Here is a 231-nt window from a genome sequence, read left to right as displayed (position 1 = left end):
GGGTGTTGTATGGTTAAGCCTCACGGGCAATTAGTACAGGTTAGCTCAACGCCTCACAACGCTTACACACCCTGCCTATCAACGTTCTAGTCTCGAACAACCCTTTAGGACTCTCAAGGAGTCAGGGAAGACTCATCTCAGGGCTCGCTTCCCGCTTAGATGCTTTCAGCGGTTATCGATTCCGAACTTAGCTACCGGGCAATGCGTCTGGCGACACAACCCGAACACCAG

Annotated in this window: 1 rRNA gene; it reads right to left on the bottom strand. The window is 52.4% G+C overall.

The features are described from left to right. Window positions 1-9 precede the first annotated feature (9 nt). Window positions 10-231: ribosomal RNA gene (locus AC5O63_RS22490) — 23S ribosomal RNA — on the bottom strand; the annotation flags it as partial.

Source organism: Vibrio sp. SCP2, assembly GCF_059295395.1.
The sequence above is the reverse complement of the archived record's forward strand: the minus strand, read 5'-3'. Positions and strand labels throughout refer to the sequence as shown.